Source organism: Paraburkholderia sp. 2C (assembly GCF_054589215.1).
In genome coordinates this window covers 446,804-462,155 of sequence record NZ_BAAILL010000065.1, presented here as the reverse complement: position 1 = coordinate 462,155, position 15,352 = coordinate 446,804, and the positions used below count along the sequence as shown (strand labels likewise).

Annotated in this window: 16 protein-coding genes and 1 pseudogene; 15 read left to right on the top strand and 2 right to left on the bottom strand. The window is 65.1% G+C overall.

Annotated elements, in window-relative coordinates; translation table 11 throughout:
• Positions 1 to 98 precede the first annotated feature (98 nt).
• From ACYPXD_RS30915 to ACYPXD_RS30905, 3 genes are read left to right on the top strand one after another with little or no spacing between them, the layout of a single operon-like run.
• Positions 99 to 776 carry an SDR family oxidoreductase gene (locus ACYPXD_RS30915; RefSeq protein WP_459720901.1) on the top strand — a complete coding sequence of 226 codons (678 nt, stop codon included), beginning with the start codon at positions 99 to 101 and terminating at the stop codon, positions 774 to 776.
• 36 nt (positions 777 to 812) lie between these two features.
• On the top strand, positions 813 to 1,949 hold the full coding sequence (locus ACYPXD_RS30910; protein WP_459720897.1) for an acyl-CoA dehydrogenase family protein: 1,137 nt from the start codon (positions 813 to 815) through the stop codon (positions 1,947 to 1,949).
• A gap of 4 nt (positions 1,950 to 1,953) precedes the next feature.
• Entirely contained in the window at positions 1,954 to 2,457 is a 504-nt protein-coding gene (locus ACYPXD_RS30905; RefSeq protein WP_459720894.1) for a YchJ family protein, read from the top strand.
• Positions 2,458 to 2,624: 167 nt separating this feature from the next.
• Here ACYPXD_RS30905 and ACYPXD_RS30900 read toward each other — a convergent pair whose 3' ends face one another.
• Positions 2,625 to 3,068: a hypothetical protein gene (locus ACYPXD_RS30900; protein WP_459720891.1), complete on the bottom strand. Its 444-nt coding sequence runs from the start codon at positions 3,066 to 3,068 to the stop codon at positions 2,625 to 2,627.
• A 53-nt stretch (positions 3,069 to 3,121) separates the two neighbouring features.
• Between ACYPXD_RS30900 and ACYPXD_RS30895 the strand changes: the two genes are divergently transcribed.
• The 6 genes from ACYPXD_RS30895 (at position 3,122) to ACYPXD_RS30870 (ending at position 10,008) form a co-directional block, all read left to right on the top strand.
• A complete protein-coding gene (locus ACYPXD_RS30895; RefSeq protein WP_459720888.1) occupies positions 3,122 to 4,423 on the top strand; it encodes a dienelactone hydrolase family protein in 1,302 nt (433 codons plus the stop codon).
• Between the two features lie 560 nt (positions 4,424 to 4,983).
• Complete coding sequence (gene bioA, locus ACYPXD_RS30890; RefSeq protein ID WP_459720967.1) at positions 4,984 to 6,369, top strand: adenosylmethionine--8-amino-7-oxononanoate transaminase; 1,386 nt, start codon at positions 4,984 to 4,986, stop codon at positions 6,367 to 6,369.
• Entirely contained in the window at positions 6,369 to 7,553 is a 1,185-nt protein-coding gene (bioF, locus tag ACYPXD_RS30885; RefSeq protein ID WP_459720886.1) for an 8-amino-7-oxononanoate synthase, read from the top strand. Before bioA ends, bioF begins: the two co-directional genes overlap by 1 nt.
• Positions 7,550 to 8,299 carry a dethiobiotin synthase gene (gene bioD, locus ACYPXD_RS30880; RefSeq protein WP_459720883.1) on the top strand — a complete coding sequence of 250 codons (750 nt, stop codon included), beginning with the start codon at positions 7,550 to 7,552 and terminating at the stop codon, positions 8,297 to 8,299. The genes bioF and bioD overlap by 4 nt, the downstream gene beginning before the upstream one ends.
• A gap of 32 nt (positions 8,300 to 8,331) precedes the next feature.
• A complete protein-coding gene (bioB, locus tag ACYPXD_RS30875) occupies positions 8,332 to 9,447 on the top strand; it encodes a biotin synthase BioB (RefSeq protein WP_459720880.1) in 1,116 nt (371 codons plus the stop codon).
• Positions 9,448 to 9,831: 384 nt separating this feature from the next.
• Positions 9,832 to 10,008 (top strand): hypothetical protein, encoded by a 177-nt coding sequence (locus ACYPXD_RS30870; RefSeq protein WP_459720877.1) that lies wholly within the window; start codon positions 9,832 to 9,834, stop codon positions 10,006 to 10,008.
• A 16-nt stretch (positions 10,009 to 10,024) separates the two neighbouring features.
• On the opposite strand, the gene ACYPXD_RS30865 is transcribed toward ACYPXD_RS30870, so the two are convergent.
• Positions 10,025 to 10,642 (bottom strand): RBBP9/YdeN family alpha/beta hydrolase, encoded by a 618-nt coding sequence (locus tag ACYPXD_RS30865; protein ID WP_459720873.1) that lies wholly within the window; start codon positions 10,640 to 10,642, stop codon positions 10,025 to 10,027.
• A 339-nt stretch (positions 10,643 to 10,981) separates the two neighbouring features.
• Between ACYPXD_RS30865 and ACYPXD_RS30860 the strand changes: the two genes are divergently transcribed.
• The 6 genes and pseudogenes from ACYPXD_RS30860 (at position 10,982) to ACYPXD_RS30835 (ending at position 15,245) form a co-directional block, all read left to right on the top strand.
• Complete coding sequence (locus ACYPXD_RS30860; RefSeq protein WP_459720869.1) at positions 10,982 to 11,923, top strand: 2-hydroxyacid dehydrogenase; 942 nt, start codon at positions 10,982 to 10,984, stop codon at positions 11,921 to 11,923.
• 126 nt (positions 11,924 to 12,049) lie between these two features.
• Positions 12,050 to 12,976 carry a hydroxymethylglutaryl-CoA lyase gene (locus ACYPXD_RS30855; protein ID WP_459720863.1) on the top strand — a complete coding sequence of 309 codons (927 nt, stop codon included), beginning with the start codon at positions 12,050 to 12,052 and terminating at the stop codon, positions 12,974 to 12,976.
• Positions 12,977 to 13,004: 28 nt separating this feature from the next.
• Positions 13,005 to 13,547: a YbaK/EbsC family protein gene (locus ACYPXD_RS30850; protein WP_459720860.1), complete on the top strand. Its 543-nt coding sequence runs from the start codon at positions 13,005 to 13,007 to the stop codon at positions 13,545 to 13,547.
• Positions 13,544 to 13,759 (top strand): annotated as a pseudogene (locus ACYPXD_RS30845) (DUF1289 domain-containing protein); the annotation flags it as partial. The gene ACYPXD_RS30850 and the pseudogene ACYPXD_RS30845, both read left to right, overlap by 4 nt.
• Positions 13,760 to 13,836: 77 nt before the next feature.
• Positions 13,837 to 14,328: a MaoC family dehydratase gene (locus ACYPXD_RS30840; RefSeq protein WP_459720855.1), complete on the top strand. Its 492-nt coding sequence runs from the start codon at positions 13,837 to 13,839 to the stop codon at positions 14,326 to 14,328.
• Positions 14,325 to 15,245 carry an MBL fold metallo-hydrolase gene (locus ACYPXD_RS30835; protein WP_459720852.1) on the top strand — a complete coding sequence of 307 codons (921 nt, stop codon included), beginning with the start codon at positions 14,325 to 14,327 and terminating at the stop codon, positions 15,243 to 15,245. The genes ACYPXD_RS30840 and ACYPXD_RS30835 overlap by 4 nt, the downstream gene beginning before the upstream one ends.
• The last annotated feature ends 107 nt before the right edge of the window (positions 15,246 to 15,352 follow it).

Genomic DNA, 15,352 nt, shown 5'->3' with positions numbered 1-15,352 from the left:
GCGTCCGCATTACAGGTCGGATATAAGTCTGCAGCCTACTTCTGTCTTACACACGTCAATATCCCCTGGCAAGCCGGGAGGTGTCCATATAAGACTGCATGAAGACCGTGTTGATCGTCGGCGCGTCGCGCGGCATCGGCTGGGAATTCGCGCGGCAGTATCGGCAGGCGGGCTGGCGTGTGCTCGCGACGGCGCGCGACGAAGCGTCGCTCGCTGCGCTCGCCGGACTCGGCGCCGCGGCGTTGTCGGTCGACGTCACGGTGCCCGAAGACATCGCCGCGCTCGGCTGGAAGCTCGACGGCGAGCGGCTCGATGTGGCATTGCTCAATGCGGGTGTCTATGGCCCGCGCACCGAAAGCGTCGATATGCCGTCCGTGCAGGACTTCGAATACGTGATGGGCACCAATGTGCGCGGCCCGATGCAGTTGATCCCGATCCTGCTGCCGCTCGTCGAGGAAGCGGCCGGCGTGCTCGCGGTGCTGTCGAGCGGCATGGGCAGCATTGCCGATGCGACGGGCACGACAGGCTGGCTTTATCGCGCGAGCAAGGCCGCGCTCAACGACGTCTTGAAGATCGCTTCGCTGCAAACGCGCGCGGCGACGTGCATCGCGCTGCACCCGGGCTGGGTGCGCACCGATATGGGCGGGCCGCGCGCCCCGCTTGCCGTCGAACACAGCGTGGCCGCCATGCGCGAAGTGCTCGCGCAGGCCGCCGGCGCACAGGAATTTTTTCACGGCCGCTTCTTTCAGTACGACGGCACGGCGCTCGACTGGTGAAGCTTCAATCGACTGGTGGCACAGGGAGACGCACACATGGTGCTTGATCAGGATCACACGATGATCCGCGACGCGGTGCGCGATTTCGTGCGCGACGAAGTGACCCCGCATGCCGCGCAATGGGACCGCGACCGCACGTTCCCGGCAGACGTGCACAAGCAGCTGGCCGGACTCGGCGCGTACGGCGTGCTCGTACCGGAAGCTTACGGCGGCGCCGGACTCGACGCGCTGGCGCTCGCACTGATTCTCGAGGAGATCGCCGCGGGCGACGGCGGCACGTCGACGGCGATTTCGGTCAACAACTGCCCCGTGTGCAGCATTCTGCTCAGCTACGGCAACGATGCGCAAAAGCGCGACTGGCTCACGCCGCTCGCGCGCGGCGAGATGCTTGGCGCGTTCTGCCTGACGGAACCGCAGGCGGGCTCCGACGCGTCGGCGTTGCGCACGACCGCGCAAGCCGTCGAAGACGGCCGGGCGTACGTGCTGAACGGCGTCAAGCAGTTCATCACGAGCGGCAAAAACGGCGATGTCGCAATCGTGATGGCCGTCACCGATCGCGAGGCGGGCAAGCGCGGCATCAGCGCGTTTATCGTGCCGACCGATACGCCCGGCTACATCGTCGCGCGCGTGGAGGACAAGCTCGGCCAGCATTCGTCCGATACGGCGCAGATCGTGTTCGAGCAATGCCGCGTGCCGGCCGGCAACCTGATCGGCAGCGTCGGCGAGGGGTACCGGATCGCATTGTCGGGGCTCGAAGGCGGCCGCATCGGCATCGCCGCGCAAAGCGTCGGCATGGCGCGCGCGGCGCTCGAAGCGGCCCTCGCCTATGCGAGGGCGCGCGAGAGCTTCGGCCAGCCGCTTTTCGAGCACCAGGCCGTGCAGTTCCGGCTCGCGGACATGGCAACGCAGCTCGAAGCGGCGCGGCAACTGGTCTGGCACGCAGCGTCGCTGAAAGATGCCGGGCAGCCGTGCCTCACCGAAGCCGCGATGGCGAAGCTCTTTGCATCCGAAGCGGCCGAACGGATCTGCTCGGCGGCGCTGCAAATTCACGGCGGCTACGGGTATCTGAGCGACTTTCCGGTCGAGCGCATCTATCGCGATGTGCGCGTCTGCCAGATCTACGAAGGCACAAGCGATATCCAGAAGATTCTCATCGCACGAGGGCTGAGCTGACACGATGACGATGCACCCCAATCTCAATGCCGGTCAGACGCCTGCCGCAGCCACACAGCGGCCCGACGCATGCCCGTGCGGCGGTGCCGAGCCCGAGGCAGCGGCACAGAAACAGCAGCGCGGCCACGCATCCGCCAAAGCCCCGCGCTTTGCCGACTGCTGCGGGCGCTATATCGACGGCGGCGAGCCCGCGCCGCGCGCACTCGAACTCATGCGCTCGCGCTACAGCGCGTACGTGCTCGGCGACACCGGTTACCTGCGAGCGACGTGGGCGCCGCAAACGTGTCCCGCGGACCTCGATGTCGATCCCGCCGCGCCCGATTCACCGCGCTGGCTCGGCCTGCAGATCAGACGCTTTACCCCGATCGGCGACACGCACGCCGAGGTCGAATTCGTCGCACGATACAAGACCGGCGGGCGCGCGCACAGGCTGCACGAATCAAGCCGTTTCCTGCGCGGCGACGATGGCCGCTGGCGCTATGTCGATGGCGACGTGAGCGATCGCTGACCGCTTGTGCAGACGTCTATACCTGACGTTTACCCTGACCTTTATCCGTATCGCCGGTCGTCCAAACGATCGCGCCGTGGGCGCCCGGTCCATCGCCGCAGTCCATTCAGTTGTGACAGAACTGTTTCGTGTCACTGAAAGTCAGCAGCGTTTTCCGATATCTCCCTTTAAACGCGTTCATTTTTATTGACCGGAAATCGTTGGTTGTCCGCGACAAAATCGAAGCCGCAACATTTACGCAGAGTCAACAACGACGCGGCTTGCACGGTCATTTCCCACATTCCGCAACGGGAATTTGTACGGCAGGGGTTTCTACTGAATTGCACAAAGGGAAATTGTCGTGCCAGGATCGAGCCATAGTCTTGAGTGTCCGTCGCGGAGGTGCGGTCCACCGGCCCCGCAGGATCTCCGGACATGCCGCGGCAAACCTGCCTTGAAGCGGCATGCTTTCGGAGCATCGCGCGACGCTCTTCATCGGCGCGTGGGGTGGCGTCGACTTTGGTTTGCGATTCACTCGGTGCGATTTTTCTCCGGCGTGCGAACGCAAGTTCAGCACGCGAGTGGGCTGTTTTGTCATTTTGCGGCGCAACATGCGCAGGCAATTCAGACAAATAGCTCGAACCGCGCAAGCAATTCAGGCGTTATTTCGAAGCAGGTACAGCGGATGATGTTGAGGAAAGTCCGAACGGGGTGTGCGATGGTGGCGGCGTGCGTCGTAGCACTGGCCGCAACAGTTGCACAGGCAGGCACGGCCGCGGATGTCGACGGCGGACCGCTTGCGAACGCCACCGTGCCGCGTATCGCGCTCGATGACGACCACTATCTGCCGACCGTCCACCTGAACGAGCAGGTGATCGGCATTCCAGCCGGCGCGGACGGCACCATCACCCTGCAAACAACGATCTACAAGCCCGATGGCCCGGGCCCATTCCCGCTCGTCGTCTTCAATCACGGCAAGATTCACGGCGACCCGCGCACGCAGGCGCGCAGCGATCCCGTTTCGTTCGCCCGCGAATTCGTGCGGCGCGGTTATGTCGTCGTCGCGCCGAACCGGCAAGGTTTCGCGCAGTCGGGCGGCACTTATGTGCAGGACGGCTGCGACGTCGAACGCAACGGCATGAGCCAGGCGGCGGACATCGCTTCGACGGTCGACTTCATGTCGAAAGAGCCGTATGTCGACGCGAAGCACATTGTGATCGCGGGCACCTCGCACGGCGGTCTCGCGACGATCGCCTACGGCGTCGACGCGGCGCCGGGCGTACGCGGCCTCATCAACTTCTCGGGCGGCCTGCGGCAGGACGCCTGCACCGACTGGCAAGGCAATCTGACGCGCGCCTTCGGCACCTACGGCGAAAAGGTGCGCGTGCCTTCGCTATGGCTGTACGGCGATAACGACTCGATCTGGTCGCCGGAGCTCGTCGGGCAGATGTACACGGCGTTCGAAGCGCATGGCTCGAACGCAAAGATGGTCGACTTCGGCATGTACAAGAACGACGCGCATCGTCTCGTCGGCGATCGTGACGGCGTGCATATCTGGTGGCCGTCGGTCGAGCGCTTCCTCGCGCGCGCCGGCATGCCGACCCGCGTTCAATACCAGGTGTCCGAACCGGCGCAACCGAAAGCGACGGATTTCGCGTCGATCGACGCGGTCAATTCCGTGCCGTTCGTCGACGATGCGGGCCGCAACGGCTATCGCAACTTCCTGCACCAGTATCCGAGCCGCGCGTTCGCGGTGTCGGCAACGGGCGCATGGTCGTGGGCCGAAGGCGGCGACGATCCGATGGCGGTGGCCATTTCGAATTGCCAGAAGCAGAGCAGCGACCCATGCCGGCTCTACGCGGTCAACGATACGGTCGTCTGGAAGCAGACGCAGTCGGATACGCAAACGGCCGACAATGGCGGCAACAACACCGACGCCGCGAAGCCGAAGACCGACAGCAAGCCGGCGCTCGCGAGCCGCAACTGATTCTCGACGGTCGCGACACGGCGACCGCCATCCTTCTCCGAATCCGATAAAGCAGGCCGACCGGGCTGACCCGCGCTCACCCAGACGCACGGCGGGCGACAGTGGTTGCGCGTTCTTTGCCTGCGTTTCCCTTTCTTCAGTCCATTCGCGCCACGCGTTTTGCCGTAGGGGAGCGGCCCACTCTGTCGTCGCCAACTGCAGCGATTTGCGCGCTTCGCAAGCGATCGGCGCCGTGCTGCTCCGATCGTCGAAAAAGCCTTATGAATCAAGGGTAGCGCAGACACGGCGCGATAATTTTCCGGTGGTGCATTACGTTCGATATCGCGTTAATCTCACAACCTCCCCGCGCTCGCCGCGTTTTCCAGAGGGCGCCCTGCCGTCCCGATTGGCCCTGTTTGCATTCGCATGTGCATGCAAGGCCGGCGCATTTGCGCCGTCCGCATGCGTTTTGCCCGGAGTGGTTTTTGAATACGCAAGGAACTCATCTGGCCAACCCGCTGGCCAACCCGTTGGCCAACTCGTCGGTCAACTCGTCGGCCGCCCCGCCGATCGACCCATCGATTCCGCCGACGCTCACGCCGCCGACCGATGCCTCGACGCCCGGCACGGCCGGGACCGACGACTGGGTCGCGCGCAGTTTGCGCGCCGTCTGGCATCCGTGCACGCAGATGAAGCATCACGAGCGGCTGCCGCTCCTGCCGATCGCACGCGGCCAGGGTCCGTGGCTCTACGACCGCGCCGGCCGGCGCTATCTCGACGCGATCAGCTCGTGGTGGGTCAATCTGTTCGGCCACGCGAACCCGCGCATCAATGCGGCGTTGAAGGACCAGCTCGATACGCTCGAGCACGCGATGCTCGCCGGCTGCACGCACGAGCCGGCGGTCGAACTGGCCGAGCGGCTTTCGGCGCTCACCCAGCAGACGCTGGGTCATGCGTTTTTCGCCTCCGATGGCGCGTCGGCCGTGGAAATCGCGCTGAAGATGAGCTTTCACGCGTGGCGCAACCGCGGCTACGACTACAAGCGCGAGTTCGTCTGCGTCGCGAACGGTTACCACGGCGAAACGATCGGCGCGCTCGGTGTCACCGATGTCGCGCTCTTCAAGGACGCCTACGATCCGCTGATTCGCCACGCGCATGTGGTGGCCTCGCCCGACGCACGCCATGCGCGCGACGGCGAAACCGCGGCCGACGTCGCGCGCCGCGCGCTCGATAACGTGCGCATGCTGTTCGAAGCGCGCGGCAGCAATATCGCCGCGCTGATCGTCGAGCCGCTCGTGCAGTGCGCGGCCGGCATGGCGATGCACGACCCGTCATACATCGCAGGCTTGCGCGCGCTGTGCGACCGCTACGGCGTGCATCTGATCGCCGACGAAATCGCCGTCGGCTGCGGCCGTACCGGCACGTTCTTCGCGAGTGAGCAGGCAGGCGTGTGGCCCGACTTCATGTGTCTGTCGAAAGGCATCAGCGGCGGCTATCTGCCGTTGTCGATCGTGCTGACGCGCGACGAAATCTTCGCATCGTTCTACGACGACGACACGACGCGCGGCTTCCTGCACTCGCATTCGTACACGGGCAATCCGCTGGCCTGCCGCGCGGCGCTCGCCACGCTCGATCTGTTCTCGAGCGACGGCGTGCTCGCCGCGAACGCGGCGAAATCGGCGCAGATGCGCGCCGCCCTCGAACCGCTCGCGAATCATCCGCATGCGCGCAACCTGCGCCAGTGCGGGACGATCTTCGCGTTCGACGCCGCCGTCGACAACCCGCAGTTCGCCAGAACATTCTCGCGCCGCTTCTTCGAGCACGCGTTGCAACGCGAAGTGCTGCTGCGCCCGATCGGCACGACCGTGTATCTGATGCCGCCGTACGTACTCGATACCGCCGAAACTGAATGGCTCGCCGCCCGCACGCTCGAGATTTTCGACGCGACTCTCGCGGAGGGCCGTTGATGCCGTTGCTCGACAGGCTCGAACAAGGGCTCGCCGATCTCGACGCGCAAGGCCTGCGCCGCCACCGGCGTGTGGCGGATAGCCCGTGCTCCGCGCATATGACCGTCGATGGTCGCAACGTGATCGGCTTCGCGAGCAACGATTATCTGGGGCTCGCTGCGCACCCGCTGCTCGTCGCCGCGCTGATCGAAGGCGCGCGGCGCTATGGCGCGGGCAGCGGCGGCTCGCATCTGCTCGGCGGCCATTCGCGCGCGCACGCACAGCTCGAAGACGACCTCGCCGAATTTGCCGGCGGCTTTTCGGACGCGCCGCGCGCGCTCTATTTCAGCACCGGCTATATGGCGAACCTCGCGACGCTGACCGCGCTCGCGGGCCGCGGCACGATGCTGTTTTCCGATGCGCTCAATCACGCCTCGCTGATCGACGGTGCGCGTCTGTCGCGCGCCGAGGTGCAGATCTATCCGCACGCCGATGCCGACGCGCTCGCCGCGATGCTCGATGCGTCCGATGCGCCGACCAAACTGATCGTCAGCGATACCGTGTTCAGCATGGACGGCGACCTCGCGCCGCTCGCGCGCCTCGTCGAGCTCGCGGAACGGCATGGCGCATGGCTCGTCGTCGACGACGCACACGGCTTCGGCGTGCTCGGCCCGCAAGGGCGCGGCGCGCTCGCGCACGCCGGGCTGCGCTCGCCGAATCTCGTGTCGATCGGCACGCTCGGCAAGGCGGCCGGCGTGTCCGGCGCATTCGTTGTCGCGCACGAGACGGTGATCGAATGGCTCGTGCAGCGCGCGCGGCCGTATATCTTCACCACTGCGTCCGTGCCGGCCGCCGCGCACGCGGTCTCGGCGAGCCTGAAGATCATCGCCGGCGAAGAAGGCAATGCGCGGCGCGCCCATCTGCATACGCTGATCGAGCGCACCCGCGCGATGCTGAAAGCGACGCCGTGGCTGCCCGTCGACTCCGAAACCGCCGTTCAGCCGCTCATCATCGGCGCGAACGAAGCGACGCTCGACATCGCCGCGGCACTCGATCGCGCCGGTCTCTGGGTGCCGGCGATCCGTCCGCCGACCGTGCCCGAAGGCACCTCAAGGCTGCGCATTTCGCTGTCGGCCGCGCATTCGCGCGCCGACCTCGACCGGCTCGAGGCCGCGCTCAGCGTGCTGCCGGGAGAAGGCGCATGACCGGCACGCATTCGTCCGCACTCTCGCTGTTCGTCACCGGCACCGATACGGAAATCGGCAAGACGCTTGTATCGGCGGCGCTGTTGCGCGGCTTCGCGCGCGAAGGCCTGCGCGCGGCCGCGATGAAGCCGATCGCCGCGGGGGCCTACGAACAGGACGGCGTCTGGCGCAACGAAGATGCGGACCAGCTCGACGCCGCGGCCAATGCGCCGCTGCCGCCCGCAATACGCACGCCGTACCTGCTCAAGGAGCCGGCGGCGCCGCATATCGCCGCAGCTCTCGAAAACGTCTCGCTCGATGTCGCGCGGATTGTCGATTGCCACGCGCAGGCGGTGCGCGCCGCGGATATCGTCGTCGTCGAAGGCGTCGGCGGCTTTCGCGTACCGCTCGACGATGCGCACGACACCGCCGATCTCGCGACCACGCTCGATCTGCCTGTGCTGCTCGTGGTCGGCATGCGGCTTGGCTGCATCAGCCACGCGCTGCTCACGGCCGAGGCGATCGCGGCGCGCGGGCTGCGGCTTGCCGGCTGGGTCGCGAACCGCGTCGACCCGGCCATGCGCTTCGCCGATGAAAACATCGAAGCGTTGCGCGGGCGCCTCGCGCGCCAGTACGGCGCGCCGCTCGTCGGCATCGTGCCTCATCTGCAGCCGGCTTCGCCCGATGTCGCGGCCGGGCACCTCGACATCGCAGGACTTTTGCGCACGCTGCGCGCGGCGCAGCACGAAAGCTTTCAGCAGCGCTAGAATTTTCGAATTGATCGATAAGGATTGAACCGATGACTCAAGTCACTTCCCCCACGGCTCACGCCGATGCACAACAGGCCGCCGCCGCTGTGTCGACTGCCGTATCGCTCCCCGCGACGCGCGCGCGCTGGCGCGTGGCCGACGTGGTCGCGCTGTACGAACTGCCGCTCAACGACCTGCTGTTTCGCGCGCAGCAAGTGCACCGCGAACACTTCGACCCGAACGCCGTGCAGTTGTCGACGCTGCTGTCGATCAAAACAGGCGGGTGCGAGGAAGATTGCGCGTACTGTCCGCAGTCGGTCCATTACGACACCGGCGTGAAAGCCGACAAGCTGATGGAAATCGACAGCGTGCTCGCCGCCGCGCGCGCCGCGAAGGAAAACGGCGCGTCGCGCTTTTGCATGGGCGCCGCATGGCGCAATCCGAAAGACCGCCACCTCGAACCGATCAAGGAGATGATCCGCGGCGTCAAGGCGATGGGGCTCGAAACCTGCGTGACGCTCGGCATGCTTGAACCGCATCAGGCGAAAGACCTCGCCGACGCGGGCCTCGACTACTACAACCACAACCTCGATACGTCGCCGGAGTTCTACGGGCAGATCATCTCGACGCGCACCTATCAGGACCGCATCGATACGCTCGAACGCGTGCGCGATGCAGGCATCAACGTGTGCTGCGGCGGCATCGTGGGCCTCGGCGAATCGCGGCGCGAACGCGCGGGCCTGATCGCGCAGCTCGCGAACATGGAGCCGTATCCGGAGTCGGTGCCGATCAACAATCTCGTGCAGGTCGAAGGCACGCCGCTAACCGGCACCGAAGCGCTCGACCCGTTCGAGTTCGTGCGCACGATCGCGATCGCGCGAATCACCATGCCGCGCGCAATGGTGCGGCTTTCCGCCGGCCGCGAGCAGATGGACGACGCGTTGCAGGCAATGTGCTTCTTCGCGGGCGCGAATTCGATTTTCTACGGCGATCAGTTGCTCACGACGAGCAACCCGCAAGCGGAAGCCGATCGCCAACTGCTCGCGCGTCTTGGCATGCATGCCGAGGCCGCTCAGCAATTGCCGCGTGACATGGGCGGCCATGAGAGCAGCCATGAAGCGGGCGGCTGCACGCACGGTTGCGACGGTCACACGATGCAAAGCTGAGCGCGCGCCTGCTCCCGGCTTTGACTGGGCCGCATGGTCGCGCATGCACGCCCGGTAACGCCTGAGTTCCACTACGCGAGGTCTGGAAGGCTGCCCGTCGATGACGGCAGCCTTTTTTGTTTCTGACTCCCGTCCGACAACGACGTATGCCATTCGGCTGAGTTTTTGTATCGATCAGCATGCCGTACGATTCTCTCGATCGCTTTTGCGAGGGTCGCAGAGCCGGCATCGGTTTCTGCGTTTATCGGTTGCTGTTCTGCAGTTTTTCTGACAAAAAAAGTGCGCAGCTTAAGAGAGGAATCACGTACGATGCTCGCGAAAACGATGAATCGCGCTGGCCGCGAAAAGCCTTCCAGTCGTTTGCGTCAATTCGGAGAAAGAAATATGGATACACGTACCACTCGCGTTGAAACGTCGCTTGACCAGGTCCATGAAGAAGTGCAGTCGTTGCGTAGCGACATCCGCGATCTGCGTAAGTCGCAGCGCGCCGATTTCCACATCACGTGGGCCGGTCTGATTGGTGTCTGCACGCTATTCGCGAAGGGCTTCCACTGGTTCTGATGCAGTGACTTCGGGGTTATGCCATGGCCTGTGCAACCGGCTCCAGTAACGCGGTGTCCTCGCTGAACCGCAATGGGGCCGCACAGTGCGCAAGCGTATCCACGAAGTACTTCGCACGCGGCCACGGGCCGAAACCCGCGGCCGTGTTGATATGCCCCGCCTCACCAAGATTGACGAACGCACTGCCGAAGCGTTGTGCGAGTTGCCGCGCTCCCGCAAGCGGCATCCATGGGTCCGTTTCGCTGCCAACCAGAATGGACGGCACTGAAATGCGCGCCGCGTCGAATGCGCCAGCAAACGCAAATTTGCGCGGGCTCGCTGGCGCGACGAACAACACGCCCACCACGTCGGCAGAACTCGCGCGTCGCGCGCGCTGCTGGAGTGCGCGTGCGGCTGCCAGACAGCCGAAGCTGTGTGCAGCCAGCACGAACGGGCCGCGCTGCCGGGCAAGCAGATCATTCACCGCCTGCGCCCATCGGGCGAGGTCCGGTGCGTCCCAATCCGTCTGCTCAACGCGCAACGAGCGCGGAAATTGCCGTTCGAGCCATGTTTGCCAGTGCGCTCCCTCGCTGCCATGCAAACCCGGCACAGTCACAAGCCGCGGTGGCCACGTCGATGTTTTGCACGAAAACATGATTCTTTCCTCGCAGACGGAGTAGGAGAAATCATTGTGGCGCGCAAGCCGACACAGCCGAACCAATTTTTCGTGCTTTGCATATCGGGCGGACACGACACGCGTGAGCGGCGCAGCGCGGATCTGCCGCACAACATGCACGCGAAACGCACATCCGCACGAAAAAAGTAGAATGAGGTCTATCCAATAAAAGACCGGTGCCCACAGGCAAAGACGCGGGCGTTGAGGCCGCCTTCAGGGAGACGCCGTCCGCAGCGGGCGCGACCTGCCTGCCGATTCAAGCGCCTCGCCAATAGCGCGTGCACAGCGACAACTGGTCCATCGAACCCGAGCCCTCGCATGAAGATTCTGTTCTACACGCCGCAATCCGATGCCACCGCGTGGCTCGCCGATCTGCGGCGCGCGTTGCCCGAAGCCGACGTGCGCGAATGGAAGCCCGGCGACGCCGCGCCGGCCGATTTCGCCATCGTCTGGCGTCCGCCGCACGAGATGCTCGCGCGGCGCGGCGGCTTGCGCGCGGTCTTCAATCTCGGCGCCGGCGTCGACGCGATCCTCGCCATCGAACGCGAGCAGCCAGGCACCTTGCCGCCCGATGTACCGCTCGTGCGGCTCGAAGATACCGGCATGGCCCCGCAAATGGCCGAGTACGTCGTTCATGCGGTGCTGCGCTACCTGCGGCGCTTCGACGAATACGCCCGGCTACAGAACGAACATCGCTGGCACGTGCTCGAGCCGCATCGGCGCGAGTCGTTCACGGTCGGTGTGCTCGGGCTCGGTGTGCTGGGCGCCCATGTCGCGAAGGCGGTCGCAATGTTCGGGCTGCCGGTGCGCGGTTATAGCCGCGGCGCGCGGCAGATCGACGGCATCGAGACTTATGCAGGGCCCGCACAGTTCGACGCCTTTCTCGATGGCGTGAAGGTGCTCGTCAACCTGTTGCCGCATACGCCCGACACGCACGACGTGCTGAACGCCAACACCTTCGCGAGGCTCGCGAACGGTGCGTACCTGATCAACGTCGCGCGCGGCGCGCATCTCGTCGAGCGCGATCTGCTCGACGCGCTGGCGAGCGGCCGGATCGCCGCGGCCACACTCGACGTATTCCGCGAGGAACCGCTGCCTGCCGATCATCCGTTCTGGCGCGAGCCGCGCATCACGATCACACCGCACAGTTCGGCGCTCACGCTGCGTACGGAGAGCGTCGCGCAGATTGCGCAGAAAATCGTCGCGTTGACGCGCGGTGAAACGATCAGCGGTATCGTCGATATTGCGCGCGGCTACTGAGCGTATCCGTGACGCTATCCGCGCAGGCGGTTACGCCACGCAGTTACACCGCGCAGTTACGTCTCGCAGTTACGTCTCGCAGTTACGTCTCGCAGTTACGCCGCATCACGCGGCAGGAGAAACCCGATGGCAATCCCGCAAACCGTGAAGATCGTCGAAGTCGGCCCGCGCGACGGACTGCAGAACGAGAAGGAGCAGGTGCCGACCGCGATCAAGATCGAACTTGTCAACCGGCTATCGGCCGCCGGGTTTCCGAATGTGGAAACCACGTCGTTCGTGTCGCCGAAATGGGTACCGCAAATGGCTGACGGCGCGGACGTGATGGCCGGCATCGAGCGTCGCGCGGGCACGATCTACTCGGTGTTGACGCCGAATATGCGCGGCCTCGAAGGCGCGCTTGCCGCGGCCGCCGACGAAATCGTGATCTTCGGCGCGGCGAGCGAAGCGTTTTCGCAGAAGAACATCAACTGCAGCATCGCCGAAAGCATCGAGCGATTTGTGCCGGTCGCGCAGGCAGCAAAGGAAAAGGGCCTGCGCGTACGCGGCAGCGTCTCGTGCTCGCTTGGCTGCCCGTATCAGGGCGAAGTGCCGGTCGCCTCGGTCGTCGACGTCGTCGAGCGGTTCGCCGCGCTCGGCTGCGACGAAATCGATATTGCCGACACGATCGGCGTCGGCACGCCGAGGCGCACGAAGGAAGTGTTCGCGGCCGTCACGCAGGTCTTTCCGCGCGAACGGCTATCCGGCCACTTCCACGACACCTACGGTCAGGCGCTTGCGAATATCTACGCCGCGCTGCAGGAAGGCATCGCTATCTTTCACGCATCGGTCGCGGGGCTCGGCGGCTGCCCGTACGCGAAAGGCGCGACCGGCAATGTCGCAACCGAAGATGTGCTTTATCTGATGAACGGTCTTGGCATCGAAACAGGCGTCGATCTCGCGCAAGTCGTCGAGATCGGCGACTTTATCTCGAAGTCGATCGGACGCCAGAACGTATCGCGCGCAGGCAAGGCGCTGCTGGCCAAGGCTCGCAGCGAGCAGACGAACTGCGCCTGACTCCACTGCAACACGGACACATTCAAGAATGACAAACGACACCTCACTCCCGAACCCGGCCGCCGCGGCCGCCTCCGCCGATCTCGGCGCGCTGCCCGACTCGGCACGCCGCGTCGCGCTGCTGTTGCGCGAGCGCGGCCACGCCGGCCAGATCGTGATGCTGCCGGAAACGGGCAAGACCTCGGCCGAAGCGGCCGCGGGTCTGGGCTGTTCGGTCGCGCAAATCGCGAAGTCGATCCTGTTTCGCCGCCGCGAGGATGACGCGCCGGTACTCGTCGTCGCGAGCGGCGCGAATCGTGTCGACGAGCACAAGGTCGCCGCGCATGTCGGCGCGGTCGGCCGCGCCGACGCGAAGTTCGTCCGCGAAAAGACCGGCTATGCCATCGGCGGCGTATGTCCGATCGGCCATGCGACGCCGCCGGTCACGCTCATCGATGCGGACCTGCTCGATCTCGACAGCCTGTGGGCCGCGGCGGGCCATCCGCACGCGGTGTTCAACCTGTCGCCGCAGGAACTCGTCGCGCTGACGGGCGCGCCGGTGGTCGACGTTGCGTTGCGCGAACCGGTATGACCGGCGCCGCGCCCGATACGGAGCACGGGGCGCCAGTGGCCTCGCCGTGCATCAACATCTGCCGGATGGACAATGCGGCTGGCTGGTGCGACGGATGTCTGCGCACCATCGACGAAATCGCAAACTGGTCGCTGTACGACGAAGCAACGAAGCGCGCGGTCTGGGATAAGCTCGAAGCAAGGCACGCGTACCTGATGTCGCAAGCGGCCGCGCAATCGAATGCACACTCGAATGCACAATCGAATGCGCAATCGGATCCACAGCGGCCTACGCGCAACGAGGGGTCGCGATGAATCGGCCGCCGCGCGTCGTGACGGTTGGCGAAAGCTTCAGCACGACGCTTGCGCTCTCGGCGGCTTCGGTGAAGTCGTTCGCGACGCTCGTCAACGATCTGAACCCACTGCATCACGACGACGCGTATGCGGCGCAAAGCCGCTTCGGCACCCTGATCGCATCGGGCGCGCAGCCTACCGCATATCTGATGGCGCTGGTCGCCACGCACTTTTCGCAATACGCGCAACCGCTCGGTCTCGAGTTCGACATCAAGCTCAAGAAGGCCGTGCGCAGCGACGACACGCTAACGTTCACGTGGCGCGTGCGCAGCGCGTTCTGGAAGCCAGGTCTCGACGGCGACCTCGCTCAACTCGACGGCAACGCGGCGAACCAGCGCGACGAAACGGTGATGCTGGCGAACGCGACGGTGCTCGTGATGCCGAAGTCCGCAGTCGAACCCGCACCGGCGTTCGCCCCTGAGCCGGCGCAAAAGGGCGGTGCGCCATGATCGCGCTGCCTGCGTCGATGCGCGTGTTCGAACGCGGCTGGCTGTCGTCGAACAATGTGCTGTTGCTCGACGATCGCCACACGACGCTCGTCGACACCGGCTACGCGACGCACGCGCCCCAAACGGTCGCGCTCGTACGCCATGCACTCGGCACACGGGCCCTCGATCGCATCGTCAACACGCATCTGCATTCGGACCATTGCGGCGGCAACACGCTCTTGCAGCAAACATGGCGCTGCGAAACGCTGATCCCGGCAAGCGAAACCGACACAGTGCGGCAATGGGATGAAACGCGCCTCAGCTTTCGCGCGACCGGACAGTTCTGCGAACGCTTTTCCGCCACCGGTTCGCTCGCGCCCGGCATGCACATCGAACTGGGCGCGCTCGACTGGCAGGTGCTCGGCGCGCCAGGCCACGACCCGCATTCGCTGATGCTCTACTGCGCCGACGAACGCATGTTGATCAGCGCGGACGCGCTCTGGGAAAACGGCTTCGGCGTGATCTTTCCCGAACTCGACGGCGAGAGCGGATTCGCGGAACAGCAAGCAGTACTCGAGTTGATCGCGAGCCTCGACGTCGCGACGGTGATTCCCGGTCATGGTGCACCGTTTGCGAACGTCGAAGCGGCGCTCGAACGCGCGTTCTCACGGCTGGCGTGGCTGCGCGCGGACCCGGCGCGCAACGCGAAGAATGCGCTCAAGGTGCTGCTCGTGTTCAGGCTGCTCGATGTGCGTACAACGAACTTCCGCTCATTGATCGACATGCTCGAAAACGCGAGCGCGATGCGCGCCGCCGCAGCGATACTGGCGCCGCACGAGGCATGGCCGGCGCTGGTGCGGCGAATCGTCAGGGAACTTGCGGCCAACGATGGTCCGCTGCAGCTAGACGGCGAGCACGTGAGGACACGCGAATTGTGAAAAATCCGAGGCGGAAAAAAGAAAGCCGCTCGGCAATGCTGGCGAGCGGCGCAACGTTTTATGTGTGACGTGATCAGCGTCAGTAGCCATGATACTTCCAGAATGCA